Origin of the sequence: Hyphomonas sp. CY54-11-8 (genome assembly GCF_000682735.1) — a bacterium.
Lineage (GTDB): Bacteria > Pseudomonadota > Alphaproteobacteria > Caulobacterales > Hyphomonadaceae > Hyphomonas.
In genome coordinates, this window is the sequence record NZ_AWFD01000034.1 from 1 (window position 1) to 20,528 (window position 20,528).

The 20,528-nt window shown below is 59.6% G+C and carries 16 protein-coding genes and 1 pseudogene; 10 read left to right on the plus strand and 7 right to left on the minus strand.

Annotated features, from left to right (window positions below; all coding sequences use genetic code 11):
• The 3 genes and pseudogenes from HY17_RS13890 to efp form a co-directional block, all read right to left on the minus strand.
• A pseudogene (locus HY17_RS13890) lies at nt 1–508 on the minus strand (DNA polymerase Y family protein); the annotation flags it as partial.
• Complete coding sequence (locus HY17_RS13895; RefSeq protein WP_051600125.1) at nt 399–1,139, minus strand: ImuA family protein; 741 nt, start codon at nt 1,137–1,139, stop codon at nt 399–401. The pseudogene HY17_RS13890 and the gene HY17_RS13895, both read right to left, overlap by 110 nt.
• A gap of 129 nt (nt 1,140–1,268) precedes the next feature.
• On the minus strand, nt 1,269–1,841 hold the full coding sequence (gene efp, locus HY17_RS13900; protein WP_034767662.1) for an elongation factor P: 573 nt from the start codon (nt 1,839–1,841) through the stop codon (nt 1,269–1,271).
• 149 nt (nt 1,842–1,990) lie between these two features.
• Between efp and epmA the strand changes: the two genes are divergently transcribed.
• Entirely contained in the window at nt 1,991–3,016 is a 1,026-nt protein-coding gene (epmA, locus tag HY17_RS13905) for an EF-P lysine aminoacylase EpmA (protein WP_034767665.1), read from the plus strand.
• Nucleotides 3,013–4,050, plus strand: a complete 1,038-nt coding sequence (locus tag HY17_RS13910; protein WP_034767666.1) for a lysine-2,3-aminomutase-like protein — start codon at nt 3,013–3,015, stop codon at nt 4,048–4,050. The genes epmA and HY17_RS13910 overlap by 4 nt, the downstream gene beginning before the upstream one ends.
• 5 nt (nt 4,051–4,055) lie before the next feature.
• Here HY17_RS13910 and HY17_RS13915 read toward each other — a convergent pair whose 3' ends face one another.
• The 4 genes from HY17_RS13915 to HY17_RS13930 are packed head-to-tail and all read right to left on the minus strand — an operon-like array spanning nt 4,056 to nt 7,700.
• Nucleotides 4,056–5,195 carry an ABC transporter permease gene (locus HY17_RS13915; protein ID WP_081813167.1) on the minus strand — a complete coding sequence of 380 codons (1,140 nt, stop codon included), beginning with the start codon at nt 5,193–5,195 and terminating at the stop codon, nt 4,056–4,058.
• Complete coding sequence (locus HY17_RS13920) at nt 5,192–6,124, minus strand: ABC transporter ATP-binding protein (RefSeq protein ID WP_034767667.1); 933 nt, start codon at nt 6,122–6,124, stop codon at nt 5,192–5,194. The genes HY17_RS13915 and HY17_RS13920 overlap by 4 nt, the downstream gene beginning before the upstream one ends.
• Complete coding sequence (locus HY17_RS13925; protein WP_051600126.1) at nt 6,124–7,077, minus strand: HlyD family secretion protein; 954 nt, start codon at nt 7,075–7,077, stop codon at nt 6,124–6,126. The genes HY17_RS13920 and HY17_RS13925 overlap by 1 nt, the downstream gene beginning before the upstream one ends.
• Nucleotides 7,074–7,700 carry a TetR/AcrR family transcriptional regulator gene (locus HY17_RS13930; RefSeq protein WP_034767668.1) on the minus strand — a complete coding sequence of 209 codons (627 nt, stop codon included), beginning with the start codon at nt 7,698–7,700 and terminating at the stop codon, nt 7,074–7,076. Before HY17_RS13930 ends, HY17_RS13925 begins: the two co-directional genes overlap by 4 nt.
• A gap of 228 nt (nt 7,701–7,928) precedes the next feature.
• On the opposite strand from HY17_RS13930, the gene HY17_RS13935 reads away from it, so the two are divergent.
• From HY17_RS13935 to gspG, 8 genes are all read left to right on the plus strand, one after another.
• Complete coding sequence (locus HY17_RS13935; protein WP_034767677.1) at nt 7,929–8,282, plus strand: helix-turn-helix domain-containing protein; 354 nt, start codon at nt 7,929–7,931, stop codon at nt 8,280–8,282.
• Between the two features lie 271 nt (nt 8,283–8,553).
• Nucleotides 8,554–11,346: a hypothetical protein gene (locus tag HY17_RS13940; RefSeq protein WP_034767681.1), complete on the plus strand. Its 2,793-nt coding sequence runs from the start codon at nt 8,554–8,556 to the stop codon at nt 11,344–11,346.
• Between the two features lie 122 nt (nt 11,347–11,468).
• Nucleotides 11,469–14,072 (plus strand): TonB-dependent receptor domain-containing protein, encoded by a 2,604-nt coding sequence (locus HY17_RS13945; protein ID WP_034767682.1) that lies wholly within the window; start codon nt 11,469–11,471, stop codon nt 14,070–14,072.
• Nucleotides 14,073–14,527: 455 nt separating this feature from the next.
• The gene (locus HY17_RS13950; protein WP_034767684.1) at nt 14,528–15,421 is read left to right on the plus strand and encodes a type II secretion system protein N; all 894 of its coding nucleotides are present in this window, start codon (nt 14,528–14,530) and stop codon (nt 15,419–15,421) included.
• Nucleotides 15,422–15,424: 3 nt separating this feature from the next.
• Nucleotides 15,425–17,377 carry a type II secretion system secretin GspD gene (gene gspD / locus HY17_RS13955; protein WP_034767687.1) on the plus strand — a complete coding sequence of 651 codons (1,953 nt, stop codon included), beginning with the start codon at nt 15,425–15,427 and terminating at the stop codon, nt 17,375–17,377.
• Nucleotides 17,374–18,861, plus strand: a complete 1,488-nt coding sequence (locus tag HY17_RS13960; RefSeq protein WP_034767690.1) for a GspE/PulE family protein — start codon at nt 17,374–17,376, stop codon at nt 18,859–18,861. The genes gspD and HY17_RS13960 overlap by 4 nt, the downstream gene beginning before the upstream one ends.
• Complete coding sequence (gspF, locus tag HY17_RS13965; protein WP_034767692.1) at nt 18,861–20,069, plus strand: type II secretion system inner membrane protein GspF; 1,209 nt, start codon at nt 18,861–18,863, stop codon at nt 20,067–20,069. Before HY17_RS13960 ends, gspF begins: the two co-directional genes overlap by 1 nt.
• A gap of 11 nt (nt 20,070–20,080) precedes the next feature.
• Nucleotides 20,081–20,527 (plus strand): type II secretion system major pseudopilin GspG, encoded by a 447-nt coding sequence (gene gspG / locus HY17_RS13970; protein WP_034767694.1) that lies wholly within the window; start codon nt 20,081–20,083, stop codon nt 20,525–20,527.
• Nucleotide 20,528 lies beyond the last annotated feature (1 nt).

Below are 20,528 nucleotides of genomic sequence, written 5' to 3' on the forward strand. Positions count from 1 at the left end.
CCTCCGCCACGGCCCGCGCCAGCGCCCAGGCCGCGCCGGGCGTGCCCGCAAAGGCGAGGCGGTGGCCATAGCCAGCCTGCGACACCCGCGCCGACAGGGCCGCGGCCATTCCGGCCTCCCCGCCGAAAAGATGGTCGCAGCCCGTCGTCTCCAGCAGCAGGCCGTCCTTTCCATCTGTGGTCACAAGAGGCGAGAAACGCACCATCCAGTCCGCAAGGGCCAGCAGGGCAGCGGCATCGCTCTCCCGGTCGATCTGCTCCGTCAGCAGGCCCGGCAGCGCGCCGCGGGCATCCTTGAGGCTCAGCCCGGCATGGATACCAGCCGCCATGGCAGGGGGATTCGCCGCCGCGACGGCCAGCCCGTAAGTGGATTTCTCATAGAGAACAAAGGGTTGCGGCTCAGCCGGCCCGGCGCTGGTGTCCGTGTCTTGTGACGAAGGACGGCGCCGGGCGCGGCGCAGCCGATCCAGCGGCCAGTCCGGAAACCATATGGAGAGATAGCGTCTCATCGTTCCACTCAAGATCAAAAGCCTGCCCCACGGCGGCAGGGGTGCTGCGGCAGCGTTCCAGGACGGCGCGGTAACGCGGCTGGCCGGGCGCGCGGGGGTCATGGCGGTTTATCGCTGAAAGCTGTGTGCCGACCCGCCAGCGGGTGGTGGCAGCCGTCGCGCCACTGCAGCTGTGCGGCAAGAGGAGCGTGACCGGCACGCCATGCTTCTCGGATGCCAGCGCGAGGCGGCGCGTGGCCGTAAAATCCGCCTCTTCCAGCTCGACCACGACATGCCGGACCGCGCCGGACATGATGCCTTCTTCCGCACTCCAGAGGGCCTCAGCGGATTTGCGGGCGACGATGCAGAGCCGCGGTTCCCGGCCGCCGGTCATCTGCTGCAGTGACGCGGCTGGGATGTGTCCGGCATCCCGGGAAACGCTCGTCTGGCAGATCCACAGGCAGGCGCCTTTCTGCGTCGGGTGCAGCATGCCAAGGACGAAGCCGGTCGCAGCGGCCCAGTGGCCATAAGCCGTCTCTGCAACCTCATGCACGCCCTGAACGCCTAGCCCGTAAGGGAAGGCGTCTGGCTGCGCCGGGGCAGCTGTGACAGGCCGGATCAGGCCTCTGGCTTTGAGGGTCGCAATGTCCATTTGTTCTTATTTTGTTCTTTTCTTGTGTGCGAGTCAATTCGGCTCACGCGCGGGCGGAAACCGGGATGCAAACGAAAAGTGCCGGCACAGGGGCCGGCACTTGCTTGATCTGAATGGAGCGCTGGTGGCTTAGTCCTTGGCGCGTTCCAGATAGGTGTTGTCTTCGGTGTTGACGATGATGCGCGTGCCAACGTCGATGTGCGGCGGCACCATCACGCGGACGCCATTGTCCAGAATAGCCGGCTTGTAGCTGCTCGATGCCGTCTGGCCTTTCACAACCGGTTCGGTTTCCGCGATCGTTGCCGTGATGCGGGCCGGCAAGGTCGCTGAGACTGGCTCGCCATTGAACATCTGCAGGTTCACTTCCATGTTTTCCTGCAGGAAAGCGGCGTTGTCGCCCAGCATCGTGCCGGAAACGTAGACTTGCTCAAACGTCTCCGGGTGCATGAACACGTGGTTGTCACCGTCCTGGTAGAGGTAGGTGTAGCCGATATCTTCGACGAAAGCCTTTTCCAATTTGTCGGTCGTCTTGTAGGTGTTGACGATCTTGATGCCGTCCGAGATGCGGCGCATTTCGATCGTGGTGGTCGGCGTACCTTTGCCTGGACGGAAGGATTCAGCCTTGAGGACGGAATAGAGCTGTCCGTCGGTATACTCGATGATGTTGCCCCGGCGGATGTTTGCTGCGATTTCGACGGCCATGATGTGTTCCCGAATTGCCCGGACCTGTGCCGGTGCTATAGAGCGCACCGTTTCAGCGCGCTTGATCGGGCTCCGCCATACCGGCACTTGCGTGTTTCGCCAAGCGCCGGTTCACATATTTTGACGTTTGCGGACATTGGGCAGGGCAGATGACTGACGGGAAATGGTGGCATCCGGCGCGGCACAGAGACCGCCGTCCCTTCCTGTTGAAACGCGGGCAGGTGCGCCGCGCGCTGGCCGACTGGTTCGCCCAGGAGGGCTTTCTGGAGGTCGAATGTGCGGCCCTGCAGGTCTCACCTGGGAATGAGACCCATCTCCACGCCTTTGAAACGGCTTTCAGGACGGACGATGGACGGGTCAGCCCGCTTTACCTGCACACGTCGCCGGAGTTTTCCTGCAAGAAGCTCCTCGCAGCGGGTGAAGAGAAAATCGTCGATTTTTCAAGGGTTTTCCGGAACCGGGAGCAGGGGGCGCTGCACTCACCCGAGTTCACGATGATCGAGTGGTACCGTACTGGCGCGCGCTTGACAGACGTGATGTGGGATGCGGTCATGCTCTGCCGGATAGCCCTAGCGGCAATAGGGCACGAGGCGCTGACCTGGCGGGGGCGGACCTGCGATCCGGGCATGACTCCGGAGTACCTTACGCTGACTGAAGCGTTCCAACGGTATGCTAGAATGGACTTAAACGGACTACTGGATGACCGGGACGGATTTCTGTGTGCCGCCCGCGATGCCGGTGTGGGCGTGCCAGACGACGCCTCATGGTCTGATATATTCTCCGCCGTGCTCGTCACCCTGATCGAGCCTGCGCTCGGCGACGAGCGCCTGACCGTGCTCCATCGCTACCCGATCTGCGAGGCGGCGCTGGCCCGTGCCTGTCCGGATGACCCGCGCTTCGCAGAGCGGTTCGAGCTATATGCCTGCGGCGTGGAACTCGCTAACGGGTTCAATGAACTGACCAATGCTGAAGAGCAGCGCGCGCGCTTCGAAGCGGACATGGATCTCAAGCAGGACCTTTATGGCGAGCGCTACCCGATAGACGAGGACTTCCTCGAGGCGCTGGACTGGATGTCGAATGCCTGCGGCGTAGCGCTCGGGTTCGACCGTCTGGTGATGCTCGCCTCCGGCGCGCGCTCGATACAGGATGTCCAGTGGACGCCGGTGGAGACATGAGCCGGCCGCTCAACACCCCTGAGGCAATTAGAGACGCCGGGCTGCTCTCTGAAGAGGCGGCGGCTGCGCTGGCGCCCGTGGCGGACCGGTACGCGATTGCCGTGACGCCTTTCCTTGTCGACCGCATCGATCGGTCCGATCCGAACGACCCGATTGCCCGCATGTTTGTGCCGCGAACGGAGGAACTCGTCCGCACCCCGGAAGAACTGGCCGACCCGATTGGCGATGCGGCGCATACACCGGTACCCGGTATTGTACACCGGTATCCGGACCGTGTGCTATTGAAGCCGGTCGCGGTGTGCCCGGTCTACTGCCGCTTCTGCTTCCGCCGTGAAATGGTGGGGCCGGGTGTTGGCGAGACGCTAAGCCCCTCTGAGTCGGGTGCCGCGCTCGACTATATCCGTACACAGCCAGGTGTGCGGGAAGTGATCCTGACGGGCGGAGACCCGTTCATGTTGTCCCCGGCGCGGGCGAAGGCTCTGACGCAAGCGATTGCTGCCATTCCTCACGTCGAAGTCATCCGCTGGCATACGCGCATGCCGGTTGCAGATCCGGCGCGCGTCACGCCCGAATTTATCGAGGCGCTTAAGGCAAGCAACAAGGCGGTTTATGTTTCGATCCATATCAATCATGTGAAAGAACTGTCGCCGGAAACGAAGGCTGCGGCTGCGCGCCTCGCCGAGGCAGGTTTCCCGCTCGTCTCCCAGTCCGTTCTGCTGCGCGGCGTGAATGACCATGTAGAGACGCTGGCTGAATTGATGCAGGCACTCGTGGCCGCGCGCATCCAGCCATACTATCTGCACCATCCGGACCTCGCACCGGGCACCGGCCATTTCCGGGTCAGCGTTGAGGAGGGGCGGGCGATTTACTCGGCGTTGAGAGACCGCGTCTCCGGGCTCGCCTTGCCGCACTATGTGATCGACATTCCGGGTGGCGTGTCTAAGGCCAATGCGGCGCCATCCGATGTGGTGGACACGCCGGATGGCCAGGCCTTGCGCGGCCGGGACGGGAAGCTTCATCCGTACAAGGGATAAGCTGGCTAATCGAGTGTCCGGCGGTATCGCAGCATGGCGACACTCACAGCCACAGCCGTAAACAGACACAAGGCGAGGATCGGGCTTTGCAGTTGGGCAAGGCTCGTGTCCTTCAGCATGACGCCCCGCACGATGCGCAGGAAATGCGTCAGCGGCAGGACTTCGCCGATAGTCTGGGCCCATTCGGGCATGCCGCGAAAGGGGAACATGAAGCCGGACAAAAGGATCGATGGTAGAAAGAAGAAGAAGGTCAGCTGCATGGCCTGCATCTGTGTGCGGGCGATGGTTGAGAAAGTAAAACCCAGCGCGAGGTTCGCCAGCACGAAGACCGATACGCCCAGGAACAGGATCCACATGCTGCCGATGAACGGAACGTCGAACAGGACCTGCGCCGCCAGCAGGATGAGGACGGTCTGCCCAGCGCCGACGGCGACATAGGGCAGGATCTTGCCGAGCATGACTTCGATCGGCTTCACCGGCATGGCGAGCAGGTTCTCGATTGTCCCTTGTTCTGACTCCCGCGTCATGGCGATGGCCGTCATCATCACCAACGTCATGGTCAGGATCACGCCCAGCAGGCCGGGCACGATATTGTAGCTGGTCTTTGCCTCTGGATTGTACATCTGGTGGACAACGAGGTCGAAAGGTGGCGGTCCGCCAGTCAGATTGGCCAGCGGGCCTTTCAGATCGTGCCGCAGCGCATCGGTGAGGATTGTCTGGGCAAACGCCACGGCGCCGGAGGCGGCGGACGGATCTGTGGCGTCGGCTTCGATCAGGATTTGTGGGTGTTCGCCCCGTACAAGTTTGCGGGTGAAACCCGCTGGTACCGAGACCACGAAGGCGACTTCGCCGCGGGCGAGCAGGTCGCCCGTTTTGCGCGGGTCGTCCGTCTGCATGACGAAGTCATAATAGTCCGACGTCCTGAGTGAATGGACCATGGTGCGCACGATTGGCGTCTGTTCTTCCACCAGAAGGGCAGCGGGCAGGTGTTTGGGATTCATGTTGATGGCGTAGCCGAACAGGATCAGCTGTATGATTGGTATACCAAACATAACCGCGAAGGTCAGGCGGTCGCGCCGGATCTGCACCGTCTCTTTCATGAACACGGCCCAGATGCGGCCGAAGGAGCGGAGCAGGCCGTTCATGCGTGCACCCGCTTGTCTTCACCCGCTTCAGCGCTGAGCGCGATGAAGGCATCTTCCAAGCTGGTGCGGACTTCGCTCCAGCTGACATCCTGTGCCTGATGCTTGTCCAGAGCGACCTGGATGGCGGCGCGGTCTTTCCCGCTGACATGAAGGGCAGACCCGAAATAGGCGACGTGTTCGACGCCGGGCTCGTCCTTGATGGCATCCGCCAGGCGCCGGACCCCTTCGCCTTCACCGCGGAAGGTCAGCAAGCCCGACCGGTCGATCACGTCCGGTACCCTGCCTTCGATGATCTTTTCGCCATGGGCAAGGTAGACGATCCGGTCGCACCGTTCGGCTTCGTCCATATAGTGAGTGGAGACGAGCACCGTCATGCCTAGCAGGGAGAGGTGGTGGATCTCGTCCCAGAAATCGCGCCGGGCCTGAGGGTCGACCCCCGCGGTCGGTTCGTCCAGCAGCAGGAGTTTCGGATCGTGCATGGTCACGGCCGCAAGGGCGAGGCGCTGCTTCCAGCCACCGGACAAGGCGCCGGACAGTTGGTGCTGGCGATGTGTCAGGCCGAGCGTCTCGAGGGTTTCGTCAACAGTCTGGTGGAGATGCGGCAGGCGGTAGAGGCGGGCGACGAATTCCAGGTTTTCCCGGATGGTCATGTCGGTCCAGAAGGAGAATTTCTGGGTCATGTATCCGGTTAGTTCCCGGATCCGCGGGGCATCGTGTTGGATATCATAGCCGAGGCATTGGCCCGTCCCTTCGGAGACGCGCAGCAAGCCGCAGATCATCCGGATTGTCGTTGTCTTGCCGGAGCCGTTCGGACCGAGGAAGCCCCAGACCTCGCCGCGCGGCATCTGGATGTCGACACCGGCCACGGCGGTCTTGCTGCCGAAGCGCTTGACCAGGCCATGAACGTCGATGGCGTAGTCACCGGACATTACCAGTTCACCTCCACCGGCAGGCCCGGATGCAGGCCGATGCCCGGCGGCACTCTGGCCTCGACCATGAAGACCAGCTTCTCGCGGGAATGGCGGGCATAAATCACAGGCGGGGCAAATTCGGCTTCATGTGCGATGAACGTTATTTCCGCGTTCACCGGCGACGGAATGCCATCAACCGTCACGGACACTGTTTCGCCGACTTTCAGTTGTGAAAGATCCGTCTCCGGAACATAGAAACGGGCTTTGAGGCCACTATCCGGCAGGATGGCGATGACCGGCGTGCCGGGATTGACGAACTCACCCGTGCGGAAAAAGACTTCCTCAATCCGGCCGCTGACGGGCGCAACAGTGCGCCGTTCATTGAGCCGGTATTCCGCGGCTGTCTTGGCGGCTTCAGCGGATTGCGTGGCGGCCTGTGCGGCTTCGCGCGTTGCGTCCCGTGCGGGCAGGGCGGCGACTTTCAGGTCCTGCTCGGCAGCATGAACGGCAGCCATGGCGGCGTCGAATTCCGCTTCGACCGTGTCGCGTTGGGATTTCGGGGCATAGCCCTGTTCGACGAGAGGCAGGATCCGGTCGCGTTCGCTCGTGGCTTTGGCGAGGCGGGCGCGGGCAGCGGACAATTGTGCCTCAAGGCGTTTCATTTCCGGCGGGCGGGCGCCGGTGCTGAGATCGTCCGCTTGCGCCATCGCCTGGCTCAGCCGGGAACTGGCCTCCGAAACGGCAGCCTCTTCCGCAGTGCTGTCGAGCCGGAACAGGAAGGTGCCGGCGTCTACACGGTCTCCCTCTTTTACGGGCTGCTCGACAATGCGCCCGGCAGCCGGGGCGGCGACATATGTCCAGTCCGCTTCGATATAGCCGAGATGGACCGGCTCGTCATTGGGCGTACAAGCGGCGAGCGAGATCAAGCAGGCGCCGGCAATGAGTGTGCGGATTTCAGCGACGTGTTTCATGACGTGGTCCCGATCCGGAGGGCTCTGAGCATGAATTGCTCATGGATTTCGAAAAGCTGGTCGAGATCGACTTCGGCTTCGGATTTCTGATTGAAGACACCTTGCCAGAGCGCGCTGAAGATCACGGGCGCCATGACCAGCCGCGCGGTGAGCTCAGGGTTCTCGATCTTAGCCTCGCCGGTCTCATCGGCTCTTCGCAGAAGTGAGGTGATCATTGACAGGACACGGTCGACCAGTTCTTCCCGGTATCCTCGCACGGTATCGGGGAACAGCTGGCTGTCTCCGACAAGAACTTTGAGCAGGCGTGGCAGTTCCGTTTCCCGGATCAGGTTCGGGGCGAACATGCGGATGCCGTGCAGGGCTTCCTTCAGGGACGCCGCTTCGTGGGTTATCCGTTCGATGATTTCCAGATTGGGGGACGCGAGCGCCTCCACGAGTCCGTGAAAGATCGACTCTTTTGACTCGAAGTAGAGATAAACAGTCCCTTTGGACAATGTGGCCCGCTTGGCGATGTCATCCATCCGCGTTGCGGCAAATCCTTTTTCGAAGAACTCATCCAGCGCAGCGGCGAGGAGAGCCTGGCGCCGCTCGTCCTTCGCTTCATCCGTCCTGGCCCTGCGCATGATCGCATCCTTAATAACTGACCAGTCAGTTAATTAGTGGCGGTGCCTGTCTCTGTCAACGCTGTTACATATTTGTAATTGCCGGATATTCTATAGCGGACCGGAATCCAGACGCGCTGAGGCACCAGCCCAGAGAGAAGGTGCGGCCGTCTTGGAACCTTCATACATCTGACACGAAACTTTCGGCATGGACTTCTATGGCTGCCGGCGTGGAGCTGGGAAAGTCAGATGCCGAGTGATGATCAATTCGTATATTCGCTGGAACTCAAGATCCTCGATCTCGAAAAGCTGGTGAAGGATCTGGAAAAGCGGATTGGGGACCTTGAAGCCAAGCAGGCGTCCGCTGCACAGATTTCCCAGCCTGACGTTCCTGAAGAAGTACTTCAGCAGATCGAGTCGGGAGAGAATGCCATCCGTGCCCTGCGCCAATACCGGCTTCTGACTCAGAAAGAATTGAGCACCCGGTGCGGCATTCGCGCGAACCATATTTCGGCGATGGAGCGTGGTATGCCTTTCGGATTGAAAACTGCCAAACGTCTGGCTGAAGCGTTGGAAGTGCCGGTCGGACTACTGACCAGATAGTGGATGTTTGCGCTTGGTCCATCGTGGGCTATCTGCGCAAAAGACCATTAGAAACAATACAGTACAATGTCACTCCTTAAGTGCCCTGTGATGGCGCTGCCTGCCGGCTGCGGCCGTTACATAAAGTTTACAAATCAGTTTCGAAAGCGTCTTGAAGCGCTGCAATAAGGCCCGTGGGAGATCGCGGGGTCGAGTCACGGATAGCCGTTCGCTCGCGTAGATCTGACCGAAACTGCGTCTGTTCTGGAGCACACAGGGGAAGATGACGACAATGAGTTTTAGGAAAACATTCAAAAGCGCGATGGCGCGGAGCGTGGCGGTTGCTGCGATCGTTCTTGCGGCAGCTTGCTCGCAAGGCAGCAGCATTTCATCGCCCGGCGCGACTGATGCGGGTACGCCTCCCGGCGGCAGCACCGGTGGAACCGGCGGCGGCACGGGATCGGGTGCAACTTGCCCGTCCGGCTTTACCGAAGGTACACCGGTCGGCGGTCTCACGACCTGTAACGTTTCGGGTGCGTACCTGACTAATGTCACGCTGACGAATGTCGACGGCATCGCTTATCGCCTGAGCGGCCGTGTTGATATCGGCACCGACGTGGGCGCCGAAGGCAACATTGCCGGTAGCCAGCCTGCGGTCATGACCATCGAGCCAGGCGTCACCATTTTCGGCGAATCCGGCTCCGACTATCTCGTTGTTAACCGCGGCTCGCAGCTTGTGGCAGACGGTACAGCTTCTCAGCCGATCATCTTCACCAGCGCGAACGACCTTGAGCGCCAGGCGGACAGCGATCCGTCGAACGACCTCGGCGGCGACGCCATTTCCGAGTGGGGCGGTCTTGTTCTTCTGGGGCAGGCGCCGATCAACCGCTGTAAGGACGCCGCGACACCGGCCACTGCCCAATGTGAAAACATCGTTGAAGGTGTGACCAATCCGGAAGCCGTTTATGGCGGTGCCGACACCACTGACAACAGCGGTGTTCTGGACTATGTGCAGGTGCGTTTCGCAGGCTATGCCATCAACACGCAAGGCAACGAGCTGAACGGTATCACCTTTGCGGGTATCGGCAGCGGCACGCGCGTCGAAAACATCCAGGTTCACAACAACTCTGATGACGGCGTCGAGTTCTTCGGCGGTAACGTCAACATCAAGAACCTGGTTCTGACCGGCAACGACGACGACTCCATCGATACGGATAACGGCTATAGCGGCCACATCCAGTATGCGGTTGTGGTTCAGCGCGCGAACGGCGGTGACAACATCACTGAGGCCTCTAGCGTCTCCTCTTCGGTCGCCCCGCAATCCAACCCGCAGATCTCCAACTTTACCTTTATCGGTAACCGGACGAATGCTTTCCGCCTCAACACAGGCACCATCGGCCGTTACATGAACGGCGTGGTGAACTACGGTCAGGAATGCTTCCGCTTTGAACCGAGCGCTGGTAACGGCGTGGCAGGTTTCCAGGCTGGCGAAGACCCGACATTCAACTCTGTCCTGTTCGATTGCGACGGCGGCCTTGCGACGGCCAACTCCGATGCGGCAGCCGCTCAAGGTGCGGTCGCGGCAGACGCGAACAATGCGATGGTCACTGATACGCTCGCATCCGTCCTGTTCCCGGGGCCGGCTGAGCTTGGCGTGACGCCGTTCGATGCATCGACTGTGTCGAGTTTCTTCGAGCCAACCTCCTACATCGGTGCCTTCGGTCCGACCGAAACCGTAACGAACAACTGGGCCGCAGGCTGGACCTTCGCCCTGTTCCCGGAACCGACTTGCCCAACCGGCACGACCGACTCCGGCTTCGACATCCAAGGCACGACGGTTTGCCGTCTGTCTGGTCAGATCTCTTCGGATATCCGCCTGACGCGCGGCAATTACTATGAGATCTCTGGCCGCGTGGACGTCGGTGTTGATACGGGCCCCGATGGAACCGCAACCGGCGGTGTCCCTGCCTCTCTCACCATCGAGTCCGGCGTGACGCTGTTCGGCAATGAGGGGGACGACTATGTCGTGGTGAACCGTGGTTCGCAGATCTTCTCGAACGGTACCGCTGCCAACCCGGTTGTCTTCACCTCCGAAGCTGACGTGACAGACAGCCAGGTCGATCCGGAAAATGCCATCGGCGAATGGGGCGGTCTTGTGATCCTCGGAAGCGCCCCGATCAACCGCTGCCGCGATGCCGCGACGCCGGGTTCGGCGCAGTGTGAAAACATCGTTGAAGGTGTGACCAGCCCGGAAGCCGTTTACGGTGGTGGTGACGCTGCTGACGACAGTGGCTCGCTGGCCTACACGCTGGTGAAGCACGCTGGTTACGCGATCAACACGCTGGGTAACGAACTGAACGGCATCACCTTCGCAGGTGTCGGCACCGGTACGGACGTGAACTACGTTCAGGTTCACAACAACTCCGACGATGGTGTCGAGTTCTTCGGTGGCGGTGTGAACATCAAGCACCTTGTCCTGACAGGCAATGACGACGACTCGATCGACACGGACAACGGCTACAATGGCCATATCCAGTATGCGATCGTGGTTCAGCGTGCTGCCGGCGGCGACAACATCACCGAAGCTTCGAGTGTTTCCTCGTCGGTGACCCCGCAGTCTAACCCGATCATCTCCAACTTCACCTTTGTTGGTAACCGGACGAATGCTTTCCGCCTCAACACAGGAACGATCGGCCATTACCTGAATGGTGTCGTTGACTACGGTCAGGAGTGCATCCGCTTCCAGGACTCCGCCGGTAACGCCGTCGCGGGCTATCAGGAAGGTGCGGATCCGAAGTTCAGCTCCGTACTGTTCGATTGTGCTGGTGGTCTGGCAACAGCGGCTGACGATGCCGCCGCCGCCCAGGGCGCCGTTGATGCCGATGCGAACAATTCGACCAACGTTGCAAACACGTTGACCTCGACGTTCATCAACGGTTCGGCCGAGGCCGCTGTGACGGCAGTCGATCCGGCCACCGTGTCTTCGTTCTTCGACTCGGTGGACTACATCGGTGCTGTCGAGAACGCCCAGGACACCTGGTGGCAGGGCTGGTCGTGCGGTCTTGAAGCCAGCGATCCTTGCTGATCGCGGCAATCCATACGGCGGGCGCTTCGGCGCCCGCCACTTATGATTTTATTGCGGCCCGAGCACGATGCGAAAGCAAACCGAAGCCGGGCCGGTGCCGCAGGTAACAAAGGTCCAGGAAGATGAAATTCCATCACATCTCAAATTCGATCCTGTCGACGACGGCGCTGGCACTCATTCTCGCAGCGCCGGCTGTCGCTCAGGAAAACACTGAAACGGAACAACCCGAGGAAGCGCGCCAGCTGGAAACTGTCGTCATCCGCGGTGAGTACATTCCCGCCCCTCAGCGCGAGACTTCGCAGGTCGCCAGTTTCCTTGGGGCAGAAGATCTCGCCCGTCAGGGTGACTCAAACGCCGCTCTGGCCCTGACGCGTCTCAGCGGTCTCAGCGTTGTGTCCGGAAAGTTCGCCTATGTCCGCGGTCTGGGCGACCGCTACTCGGCAGCGCTTCTGAACGGTTCCCCGCTACCAAGCCCGGAGCCGCTGCGCCGTACTGTTCCTCTGGACCTGTTCCCGTCGAATATTCTTGACGGGGCCGCTGTTCAGAAAACCTTCTCGGTTCAATACCCCGGCGAATTCGGCGGCGGCATGATTGACCTGAAAACGCTGCGGATGCCGCGCGACAATTTTTTGAACCTCAAGGTCGGTGGCACGTGGAACACCGCTACGACGGGTAAGGAAGGCATCTACGTAAATGGCGGCGATTACGATTGGCTCGGTTATGACGACGGCCTTCGGGATATTCCCGGTCCGCTTGCTGCAGTTCTGTCCTCCGACCAACGTCTGAGCAGCTATACCGCTGACGAAATCGAGGCCGTCGGTGAAAGCCTGGTGAATTCGCCGCTTTCCGTGATTCAGAATGGTGATCTTGGCCCGAACTTCGAAGGATCCGTCGATGGTGGCATGTCTTTCGACGCAGGCGACTTTGAAATCGGGCTGGTTGGCGTCGCCGGTTACGATCAGGAATGGCAAACAAAGGATGCGGTGCGTCAGTTCGTGCAAGGCGACGTGCTGGGGTCGGATTTCCGGACGTTCTCAACCAACCTGACGGCGACCGTCAATGCGCTGGGATCGGCGACAGCCGAATGGACCGATGGTGAAGTGCAGGGCACCCTGTTCTATGTTCACTCGACCTCCAAAGAAGCCCAGATCAACGAAGGTAAAGACTTCAACGCGCAGGGCAGCACGGGTCTGGTTCATGATGAATCGTCCGGCTGGTTCGAGCGTGGTCTGACATTTGGTCAGCTTCGTGGTGAGCACTATTTTGGTGACCTGACCTTCTCCTGGCGCGGCTCAATGGCACAATCCACGCGGGATGCGCCGTATGAGCGGTCGCTTCGCCGTTTCGTGGATGATGAAGGCAACATTCTCTATTCGGTCGCTAACAGCTACGACATTCGCTTCTCCGAACTGACGGATGACAATGTCGCTTATGGCGCTGACCTGAAATACGAGACTACGATTGATGGCACGCGCGAAGCGATCATCTCCGGCGGCTTCGATTCTTCGAGCACGGACCGTGACTACGAGTTCCTCGCATTCCGGTTCGCCGGCGGTAACTCGCTGCCGCTGGACGTCCAGATGGCCCGTCCGGACTATCTATTCTCGCCGGATAATATCGATCCTGCGCGGTTTGTGCTGCAGGAAGTGACCACGCCGAACGACTCCTACTCTGCGGGTCTCGACGTCGTGGCCGGTTACGTTCAGGCGGACCTGGAACTCTTCCCGTTCATTCGCACCACAGTTGGTGCGCGCTATGAAACGGCGGAAGAAACCGTGCGGACGTTCGACCGTTTCGGTAACCCGGGGGCTGGAGATGTAAATCTCGAAAACGATTACGTCCTTCCATCCGCGACGTTTACCTGGAACTTCGCTGACGATCTCCAACTGCGTCTCGGATACTCGCAGACAATTGCGCGTCCGCAGTTCCGTGAACTCGCCTTGTCGAACTATTTCGATCCGGAAACCGAGCGGTCCTATCGGGGCAACAGCGGCCTGGTCGACAGTGAGCTTAAGAACTATGACGCCCGCCTCGAATACTATCTTGGCCGGAACGAGTTCATTACGATCGGTGCATTCCACAAGGAAATCAAAAACCCGATCGAAGAAGTTCAGTTCTCGACGTCTACGTTCGTGTTCGAAACGACGTTCATCAACTCGCCGAAGGCTGTTCTGTCCGGTGCCGAGCTGGAATATCGTACGCGCTTCAACATGCCGATTTCCAATCCCTGGTTCGATGATCGCGACTGGCTGTTCTCGGCCAACTATACCTACACCTCTTCAGAGGTGCAGGCGGGGGAAGGTGATCAGGTTTTCGACCCGATTTCCCGTTCGTTGCGTGATGCCTCGCTGTATAATCTCGACGGATCAAAGCTTCAGGGTACGCCGGAAAATATCGCCAACATCCAGTTCGGTTGGGAAAGCAATGTCGAGCAGATGACCCTGCTTCTCGGTTGGGTGGATGATCGTATTCTGCAACGCGGGCTGGATCAGCCTGGTGCGGAATTGCCCGATATCATTGAGGATCCGGGCGTCCAGCTGGACCTTGTCTACCGTCGTGATTTCACCGTCGCGGGGCGGGAATTCACACTGGGGCTGAGCGGCCGTAACCTGCTGGATCAGGCTCATGAAGAATATCAGTCGAACGCCAATGACCTCGGCCGGACTGAATTCAACACCTATGACCGGGGCCGCAGTCTGTCGGCCAGCGTAACTCTGCGCTTCTGATCTCTTTGCCGCCGCGGTGTTCCGGCGCCGCGGCGGCTTTTTCTGACAGCTACTGAGAAAACATCGGCTTTCTCATAAATATCTGTAACTTGCGTCACAAAAGTACGAAATATCTCATGTAAACGAACGACCTGAAGGCGGTACTCCGGCGACTGGCCGGGTCTCTGCCTTGTCCGGTTTATCGCAGACTTTGAATGTCAGCGGATCTACACTCAAGGGCGCCAGGTGGCAGGATGTATGCAGGGAGAGTTTGCGTTTGGGGCATTCCCGGCACATTGCATAGGTAACCTGCAAAGCTGTCGAATGACTCTCCTGAGAGTTGTGCAGAGATCCCTTTACGGGAGTCAGGACGTTCATGTTGGTGGTTGAGCCTGTAGAATGCAGGCGCCAGATCTGCCCGGTGAGATTGGTTCGCCGTTCGGATTTTGGGTGAAAGGACGTGGAAGTTGAGTGAGATGGCTGGACTTGGTGATCGGACGGGATTGTCTGTGGCCGATTTCGGGCGTCTGCTTTTGCGGAGCGCAGGCCCCCTTATTCGCGTTGCTGAAATCTGCCTGATAGCCTTGATTGCCTTCATCTTGGCGCGCCTGGTCTGGATCGCCGTCGAGCCTGGTGGCGCTGTGATGGGTGTTCAGCCCATGGGGGATGTTTTCCGTCAAGCACCTGGTGGTGGTGATGCGCCGGCATTGTCGGGGAATATGTCGCTCCTGACGACCCTCGACCCATTCAACAGGGGCGGCGTCGTTGCCGATATTGTTCAGGAAGCCCCTGAAACGAAGCTTAATCTCGTTCTCAAAGGGGTTCGCGCTTCTGCAAATGGCACGGGTGTTGCGATGATCGTGATGCCGAACAACCGGCTGAGCATTTTTGCGCCTGGTGAAACCATTCTCGATGGAGTGGTGTTGGACCGCGTTTATGGAGATCGCGTGACATTGCGTAAGGATGGCCAGATCGAAGCGCTGCTTATGTCCAGTGGTGCAGACAGGTTGTCTGTCCTGTCTTCTCCCGGCGATATCAAACCGAACACCTCGGGTGGCGGTCAGGCGGCAAGCGATGACCTGATCAGCACAACGGCCACGGACTTCCTTGCCAATCTCGTAATCAATCCGGTTCATCGCGGATCGGATTTCGTCGGATACGAAATCGGCAGCCGGGGCGATGCTGCGCTGCTTGAGCGTTCCGGGTTGATGCCGGGCGATATTGTGCTGTCGGTGGACGGGGTGTCGGTCGGTGCCACTGCCCCCGGCGAGCTTGCGATGAAGCTTTCCTCATCCAGAAAAGTCCGTCTCAGAATTGATCGCGATGGCCGACAGGTCGACCAGATATTCACGCTGCCGGAGAACCCGTAGCTTATGAAACTCAAATCCGTTCTCTCCGCTGCGCTGCTCGCTTCGACAGCGCCAAATGCGTTTGCCCTGGCTGGCGAAAGCGGTCCTGAGCCTTCGCGTCACATCATGAACTTTGATGATGTCGAGCTGTCTGCGCTCGTTGCGGATGTGTCGACCGTCACGGGCTACACATTCATCGTGCATCCTGACGCACGGACCAAACGCGTGACAGTCTCTTCGTCAACTCCTTTGACCCGGAACCAGGTATTTGATGTCTTTCTATCCGCGCTGCGGGTGCATGGGTTCACGGCCGTCCCTGCTGGAAGGTCTACCTACCGTATCGTGCCTGAGCGCCAGGCGGTGTCTGACGCGAGCACGTCGGCAAGCGGTTCCAACACATTCATCACGGAAATCTTCGCGCTCAAGCATTCTTCCGCCCGGGATGTCGCGGCAGTGATCAAGCCGCTGATTGCGGAGCAGGGGCAGGTTGTCGCCAACAATGCGTCCAACACGCTGGTCGTCGTTGACTATGCATCAAACCTGCCGCGTCTGCGCGCCATGCTGAAGCAGATCGATTCCGATCCGTCGGTAACCCAGACGATCAGCTTGAAGAATATACCTGCTCGTGAAATGGCGTTGATTTTGACCAATCTCACAGTCCCGCCGGGTGAGAACTCCTATGGCGTGAACTTCCAGGCGGTTGCCTCAGATACGGGCAATGCCATTGTCCTGAAGGGTGATGACGCGCTGGTCAGGCGCGCGGTCGAAGTCAGTCGGGAACTCGACTCCCATGACCGGACGGAAGACACGCTTCGGGTTATTCCGCTGAACAATGCAAATGCTTCGGATCTCGTTCCTGTGCTCCAGCAAATGGCGGGCGCCATGGATGCGCGCCGCGCTGCTGGTGGAGAGCCGGATGCATCGACGACGATTGCGCATCATGAGCCGACCAATTCCCTCGTGATCAGTGCCCCTCCGGAAACCCTGGGCGCGCTCGAGCGCATTGTGAATGATCTTGACCGGCGCCGTTCACAGGTTCTGGTCGAAGCAATCATTGTCGAGATGTCAGACGATACGGCAAGAGAGCTCGGTTTGCAGTTCCTAGTGTCGGGTACAAATGACTCGACCGTGCCATTCGTTTCCACCAACTATTCCCGGTCCGCGCCCAGCATGCTGGCGCTCGCCGGCGCGCTCAGTTCTAATACGCCATTCAATACGGGAACGGCCGAAACAAACCCATTTGCGGAAGCGGCGGTGAACTCATTGCTTGGGTTGTCAGGCCTTAGCGTCGGTGTTGGCGGACAGGACGGTGATACCTTGTTTGGCGCCATCCTGACGGCCGTGGAGAACGATACCCAGTCCCGCATCCTTTCCAAGCCCTTCAATATGACGCTCGACAACGGAACTTCGTCACTCCTCGTCGGTCAGGAAGTCCCGGTTGCGACAGGCGAAGTGCTTGGCGACTCAAACTCCAATCCGTTCCGGACGGTTGAGCGCCGGGACGTTGGTGTTGGACTTGATGTTACGCCTCGGATTTCGAACGATGATACGATCCGTCTCGATATCACGCAGGAAGTGTCCAATATCGCGCAGGCAATCACGACGGGCTCCAGCACGGACCTGATCTTCAATACACGGAAGATCAGCACGAGTGTTATTGCTGACAATGGCGAGATCATCGTCCTGGGTGGTCTGGTTGAGCAAACTGAGAGCATCACGAACGAAAAAGTTCCGGTTCTGGGTGACATCCCGGTCGCGGGGCGTCTGTTCCGGTCGGAAGGCAAGGGAATGGGCCGAACCAATCTGATGGTGTTCATTCGGCCAACGATCGTGCGAAATCGTGATGATGCGCGCGCAGCGACGTCGCGTTCCTATCGCTATCTGCGCGCGCAAGAATTGTGGACCGGAGACGGTGACAGCGGTGAGTCCCTTGACCGGTTCGTCAACCAGGTGCTTGGGAGCCCGCCACCGCAATGACGACCGCGCCCGCCATCCAGCAATTCACCTATGCCTTTGCGAAGGACAAAGGGATTGTTGTCTTGCCCGGGCGGGACGTGCTGACGCTCGGCATGCGGGCAGGGGCGGACCCTCTGACGCTGCTTGAGGCCCGGCGAGCGCTTGGCTCGAGTTTCGAACTGGAGCCGCTGGATCGGGATGCTTATGAGCGCACGCTGGCAGATGTGTTTGCCGCAGACGCTTTGGCCGGGGATAGCGTCAATGCTGCAGTGGATGCGCGTGGCGGTCTGGAGAGCCTGATCGACGATTTGCCGAAAGCGGCTGACTTGCTTGATGGTCAGGACGATGCGCCCGTCATCCGCTTGATCAACGGCCTCATCCACGAGGCGATGAAGCAGCGGGCGTCCGATATTCATATCGATCCGTTCGAAGACACATTGTCCATTCGATATCGTATCGACGGCGACCTGGTAGAGGTTCTAACCCCGCCGCGGAAACTGGCCGCGCCGATTGTGTCCCGTATCAAGGTCATGTCGCGGCTGGACATTGCGGAGAAGCGCCTGCCTCAGGACGGCCGGATTTCGCTGTCCGCGGGCGGCAAGTCCATTGATGTGCGTGTCGCGACACTGCCCACGCGTTATGGCGAGCGTGTCGTTCTTCGACTGCTCGATACAAAAAATGCTCTGCTGAATCTCAGAGACCTCGGCATGGACGAGGACACTTATCAGCGTTTCACCGAAGCTCTCAGTCAGCCCAATGGTGTGATTCTGGTTACAGGGCCTGTCGGGTCCGGAAAAACCACGACGCTCTATTCCGCACTTTCGCGCCTGAATACGGGCCGCGACAATATCATGACGCTGGAAGATCCGGTCGAATACGGCCTGCCGGGCATCAGCCAGACGCAGATGGATCACAAGGTCGGCCTCAACTTTGCGGCCACCTTGCGATCGATCCTGCGTCAGGATCCCAATGTCGTCATGGTCGGTGAGATCCGGGACTCGGAAACAGCCGAAGTGGCTTTCGAATTCGCTTCAACCGGCCGGCTTGCGCTCTCTACGTTGCATACCAACTCGGCCTCCGGTGCGATTACGCGCCTTCGCGATATGGGCGTGGAAGACTATCTTCTGTCTTCAACACTGCGCGCGATCATGGCGCAGCGCCTTGTTCGGAAACTTTGTCCGGTTTGCAAGACTGCGCGAAATGCGACGCACGCCGAGTGTGAAGCGCTTGGCCTTTCTGGCGATGCTGAGCTGACGGTCTATGACCCGCAAGGCTGTATCTCCTGCGGCCAAACCGGTTTCACAGGACGTCTGGGCGTTTATGAGCTGCTCGTGGCGGATCGTAGTATCCGCAACATGCTGGGGGATGGTGCGTCTGAAGATGCGATCGATCAGGTGGCATTCGCGGACCATGACCGTCTGCTGGACAATGCGCGCCGATATGTGATCTCGGGGGAGACCAGTGTTGCGGAAGTTCTGCGCGCCTGCCGCAAAGGAGGTCAGTAATGGCCGCCTTCGAATATGTTGCACTTGATGCCGAAGGAAAACGCCGATCAGGCATAATCTCCGCAGACAGTGCGCGGTCAGCCCGCAAGGAACTGCGACTGCGTGACTTGATGGTCTTGAATGTGGACCCCGTCGCGGAAAAGCAGTCCAAGACTGTCGTTCGCCGTGGCCGGCTCAGCGACAAGCAACGCGTGCTTCTAGTCCGGCAATTGTCTGTGTTGCTCAAGTCCGGTCTGGCTGTGGAACAGGCGCTTGGTGCATGTGCAGGCAACGAAAACCCTGTCAGCGTACAAAAGGCTGTCCACACGGTTCGTGCGGATGTCGTTGAGGGCGCTCGATTGTCAGAAGCCATGGCGTTAGTGCCGGATGCGTTCCCCCCACTCGTCCGTGCTGTTACAGCGGCAGGTGAGATGTCTGGCCAATTAGGCGAGATCATGGAGCGCCTCGCGACCTATCTGGAGCGCAGCTATCAGCTGCGCCAGAAAGTCCGCGCCGCGCTGATTTATCCCGCGCTTCTGACCGTCATGGCAATGGGCATGGTCATTGCGCTCATGGTGGTCGTGGTTCCGCGGCTCGTGGAACAGTTCGATTTGTTCGACGCTCAGCTGCCGCTCCTGACGCGAATTGTGATCGGCCTATCCAATGGTGTGCGGGAATACGGATTGATCATCCTGTTAGTTCTTGCTGCGCTCGTGTTCCTGGGCGCGCGCCTCCTGCGCCAGCCCGCCATGCGGCGCAGTCTGGACAGGTTTGTTCTCCGACTGCCCTTGATTGGTTCTCAGACACGTACGGTTGCCGCTGCACGCTTCGCCCGCGTCTTCGCAACCTTGTCGGCTTCTGGTGCAACAATTCTGGAGGCGCTTGAAGGAGCAAAGGGCGCCGCCAATAACACGGTCATCGCTGATGCGACGGACTTCATCGCTGAAAGAGTTCGTGAGGGCGGATCCTTATCCAGCGCCTTGTCTGCTACGGGAGTTTTTCCGCCGATGATGGTGCATATGGTCACCAGCGGTGAAGCGGGCCGCGATGTTTCCGGCATGATGAACCGGGCCGCAGACTTTCTCGATACAGAGTTCGAAACGGGATCCGCCGCGCTGCTGGCGCTGGCAGAACCACTTATTATCGTGCTGATGGGGGGTATCGTCGGGCTGATCGTGATGTCGATCATGCTACCGATCCTCCAGCTCAACACGCTCGCCATGTCATAGGAGACACATTCATGAAACCAATCAGGAAGATTGCCAGACCCCGCCGCCCCAAGGATGCCGGCTTTTCCCTGGTGGAGCTTATGGTGGTTATCTTCATCATGGGCCTGCTTGCGACCCTGGTGATCATCAACGTCGCGCCCGTGGGCGAACAGTCACGCGTCGGCAAGGTCCGTGCGGACATCGCCGCATTTGAAAGTGCGCTCGAAATGTACAGCCTCGACATGTATTCCTATCCGAATGCGGAGGCCGGTCTTGCGGCACTCAAGAAACCGCCGGCGGGTGCGGACATCGCGACATACCGGCCGGGTGGATACGTCAAGCGGTTGCGTGATGATCCCTGGGGGAACCCATATCAATACGATGTCCCGGGACAGCGTTCGGGTGGAGCCTACGACGTCTATTCGTCCGGACCGGACGGCAAGGCGGGCACGGCGGACGATATCGGCAACTGGGAATAGG